The following is a 3,537-nucleotide window of genomic DNA, read 5'->3' on the forward strand; positions in this document are numbered from 1 at the left end:
GTGGAGTTCTTCCTGGCCGTGTAGGCGAACTGCTGGATCGGCTGGATGGAGTGGGTGAGCAGGACGCTCTTCCAGCTGCCCAGCTGCGGCGTGGTCCAGTCCCCGTAGATCCGCTTGACGCTCGCGACGCCGAACTTCGAGATCTCCGCGAGGAGCGGCTCGATGATCGAGGCGTCCGCGTTGTCGGCGTCGATCAGCACGGCGAGGTGGGCGTTGCCGTTGGGCACGGTCGTCATGGCCTCATCCTGCCCCCTCAACAACTGCTCCGGCGCGCGGAGCAGCATGCGAGTCCACGGAAGGTCAGGGGGCCACAAGGCCACGAGCGAGCGGAACCCAGCTCAGCGGCATACGGCCACAAGAAAGCGACTCACAGATTGCTCCGGCGCGCGGAGCAGCCTGTGACTCGAGGGAAGGTCAGGCGCTGACGCTCTGGCGCTCGCGGAGACGCGCGGACAGCGCCTCGAGCAGCTCGGCGAGCTCGGCACGGCGCTCGTCGGTCGTGGTGAGCTCGCCGTCGGGGGTGAGGTCCTGGGTGAAGACGAGGCCGGTGGAGCCGACGACGTCGGCCTTGACGTGCGTCAGCACCTTGGTCAGGTCGGCGGCGGCATCGACCGCCCCGCTCCAGCCGTAGCCGACGACGGCGATCGGCTTGCCGTCCCACTCGGCGAAGAGCATGTCGATGGCGTTCTTGATCGGCGCGGGGAAGCTCCGGTTGTACTGCGGCGTCACGACGACGATCGCGTCCGACTCGAAGACCTCGCTGGCCCAGCGCTGGGTGTGCGGCAGCGCGTACTTGCCCGCCTTGGGGTGCTCCTCCTCGTCGAGGAACGGCAGGTCACTGAGGTCCAGGAGCTGGACCTCCCATTCTTCGGCGGGCGCCTGGGCGGCGACCCACTCGGCGACCTGGGGGCCGATGCGGCCGGGACGAGTGCTGGAGACGATGACACGCAACTGATTCACGATTCAACTAACTCGACGTGTGTCCAATTCATTCCCGAGGCCACTCCGGAGTCCGTCGGTCCCCCTCACCTCACCGCGGCTGCTGCTCCCTCTCCTTCATCTCCGCCTCGTAGCGATGCCGCTCCGGGTCACCCGCCTCCTCGCGCACGCGGTCGACGACCTCGCGGAAGACGCTCCAGTAGCAGTCGTCGTAGGCCTCGACCACCTGGAACGTCCACATCCCCGGCAGGACGTTGCGCCCGACAACGCACTCCTCGACGACGTCGGCCTGGCTGTCGAGGCCCGCCTCGCGCAGCAGTGCGACTGCCCTCTGGAGCGTCGCGTCGGCACGCCCGGTCAGCCGGTGGAACCCGTAGAGCATCCCTCGCGCGTGCTCGACCACCTCGAGCGCCTCCGACAGCTTGCCGAGTGCCGTGACCGCGGCGTCGTCGAGCCCGTCGGGCCGCGTGCGCGGCTCGTGGCCGCCCGCTCGCTTGGCGCTGCCGTATCGCTGCACTGCCTCATCAACGTCCACCTGCTTAGCGTGCCCGACATCCTCCGTGCCGACACAAGCATTTGGCCGTATGCCGCTGAGCTGGCTTCCGGGGAACGTGGCCTGAGTGGGGCCCGGGTTGGGCGACTCATGCCGCACGGGTGATCCGCCAAGGTCCACCCGGAGAGGACGCTGGGGGACGGCAAGGAGGAGACTCATGGGACCGGTTCATTACGTCGTGGTCGCCTTCGACCACCCGGACTTCCACGGCCGGCTCGCGACTGAGCTCGCCGCCCTGGTGGACAGCGGGACGGTCCGCCTGCTCGACCTGGTGTTCGTCAACAAGGATGCCGACGGTCAGGTCACGACGGTCGAGGTGGACGGGTTGCCCGAGGAGTGGGCGGCGTACGGCAACGTCGAGGGCGCGTATGGCGGACTCGTCAGCGACGAGGACCTGGACGAGGTCGCAGACCGGCTCGAGCCGGACTCCGCCGCGGCGCTGCTGCTGTGGGAGAACACGTGGGCGCACCGCTTCGTGTCGGCGCTCGCAGAGACCGGCGGCGTCGTCGTGGACCAGGGCGTCGTGAACCCCGCGATGGCCGAGCCCGCACTGAGCGCGCTCGACCAGTCCGGGTGAGGCCGGCCCAGCCCTGGGTTTGCCCTAACCGGGCTCGGTCACGCCACGTGCGACGGCCGATCGAGCTACTGCACTCACCAAGCTGAGGATGGCAATACCGATGACCAGGTTGATGATCCCCGTGGCGACCTTGCTGGACATCTCCGCACCTGTCGCGAACGGCGCGATCGCGGCGGCAGCTGTGGCCAGGCCGATGATCCAGGAGAAGAAGCGCAGGGCACGCGGGGTGCTGATCAGCAAGAAGTGCACGAGGGCGGTGGCCAGCAGAGCGCCGACGGCTGCGGCAACCATGTAGCCCACGGTCGAGGAGTTGCCCCACGCTCCATCGCGCTCGGGGGCGAGCACCGGGATGTTGAAGACGCCGCGGAAGATCAGAATCCCCACGAGGGCGATCAGGGCTGCCACCAGCGCGGACGCGAGGCCGCCCGCCCATAACGTCCGGGCGCTGAACTGTGGCCGCCCCTCGGCGCCACCATAGGACGGTTGAACTGAACTCATGGCTCACTCCCTGGTCTCAGGCCCGGCCTCACGGCATGGGCACCCGAACGTCGATGCCACCCTCGGGCGTGATGCGATCGCGCACCCGCACAATGCTCGGCATCGCCACGAACCCTCCGGCGATGAGTGCCTCTCCCTGCCTGAATCGAGCTGACTGGGCCAACATGGCACGCGGGACGAAGCCGAAGAGGTCGGCCAGCTCGGCAAGGTCCCCGGGCGAGTTCATCCGCATGACGGTGACGTTGTCGCACTGCGACACGATGCCTCGGTGCACCTTTGATGGACGCTGGGTCGACAGCAGCAACCACAGGCCGAACTTCCGTCCCTCCGCGGCGATCTGGATGATCCGGTCGCGGACCGCAACGCCGAGCGGCCCCTCCGGCTCCGGCGGGCACAGGTTGTGTGCCTCGTCGATGACGAGCAACACGGGCCGCCGCTCCTCACGTCGCGCCCAAAGGTCCTCGAGCACCGCCAGCGCGACGACCAGTTGCTCGTCACCGGTGTGGAAGGCGCCTAGATCGAGGACCGTCGCGGCGGGACGGTCGGCAATGACATCGGTCGCCGCCTCGTGACCGTAGGCCCAGGTCTGCCATTCGAGCAGGCCGAGGTTCTCCACCCGTTGTGCCAGCGCTTCGCCGTCCAGACCGCCGACCTCTCGCATCCGTGCCGGGATGTCCGCCGCATCGACGCCCTGAAGCGCCGGGGCCAGCCGGAGCAGCGCGTTGTACTCCCCACGGTTCACCACGGGATCGAGGCGCAGAATCGCGGCCTTCGCTCGTAGCCCCATGTCCCGGAAGCGAATCCGTAGCGCATCAGGACCTGTTCCGGGACCGAGCACCCTGACAGCCCGGTCGGCCAGCGCGTCAGCGACCGCCGGATCCACGCCGTCCCGAACCGCGTTGAGCTTGACGAAGTCGCTGTTCGGGTCGAACACGACGACGGGCAACCGAGTCCGCAGGATGATCCGCTC

Annotated in this window: 6 protein-coding genes; 1 reads left to right on the forward strand and 5 read right to left on the reverse strand. The window is 68.5% G+C overall.

Annotated elements, in window-relative coordinates:
- The 3 genes from VIR15_RS03100 to VIR15_RS03110 all read right to left on the reverse strand — a co-directional run.
- Window positions 1-236, reverse strand: a 236-nt coding sequence (locus VIR15_RS03100; RefSeq protein ID WP_331926008.1) for an NYN domain-containing protein, incomplete at its 3' end; no start/stop codon positions are given.
- 178 nt (window positions 237-414) lie between these two features.
- Window positions 415-960 (reverse strand): NADPH-dependent FMN reductase, encoded by a 546-nt coding sequence (locus tag VIR15_RS03105; protein ID WP_331926009.1) that lies wholly within the window; start codon window positions 958-960, stop codon window positions 415-417.
- Window positions 961-1,030: 70 nt separating this feature from the next.
- A complete protein-coding gene (locus VIR15_RS03110; protein WP_331926010.1) occupies window positions 1,031-1,474 on the reverse strand; it encodes a hypothetical protein in 444 nt (147 codons plus the stop codon).
- Between the two features lie 175 nt (window positions 1,475-1,649).
- Here VIR15_RS03110 and VIR15_RS03115 point away from each other — a divergent pair, with 175 nt between their 5' ends.
- Window positions 1,650-2,069, forward strand: coding sequence for a DUF6325 family protein (locus VIR15_RS03115; protein WP_331926011.1), 420 nt, complete (start codon window positions 1,650-1,652; stop codon window positions 2,067-2,069).
- 24 nt (window positions 2,070-2,093) lie between these two features.
- On the opposite strand, the gene VIR15_RS03120 is transcribed toward VIR15_RS03115, so the two are convergent.
- Together VIR15_RS03120 and VIR15_RS03125 are read right to left on the reverse strand one after the other, a co-directional pair.
- Complete coding sequence (locus VIR15_RS03120; RefSeq protein ID WP_331926012.1) at window positions 2,094-2,567, reverse strand: DUF6069 family protein; 474 nt, start codon at window positions 2,565-2,567, stop codon at window positions 2,094-2,096.
- A 28-nt stretch (window positions 2,568-2,595) separates the two neighbouring features.
- Window positions 2,596-3,537 (reverse strand): ATP-binding protein (locus tag VIR15_RS03125; protein WP_331926013.1); only part of this gene is annotated, 942 nt, incomplete at its 5' end.

It is taken from the genome of Intrasporangium sp., from assembly GCF_036566125.1.
Classification (GTDB): Bacteria; Actinomycetota; Actinomycetes; order Actinomycetales; family Dermatophilaceae; genus Intrasporangium.

Excerpts from the sequence above, each read along its gene's own strand:
- VIR15_RS03115 (WP_331926011.1), top strand. The coding sequence starts at position 1,650 with ATGGGACCGGTTCATTACGTCGTGGTCGCCTTCGACCACCCGGACTTC.
- VIR15_RS03120 (WP_331926012.1), bottom strand. The coding sequence starts at position 2,567 with ATGAGTTCAGTTCAACCGTCCTATGGTGGCGCCGAGGGGCGGCCACAG.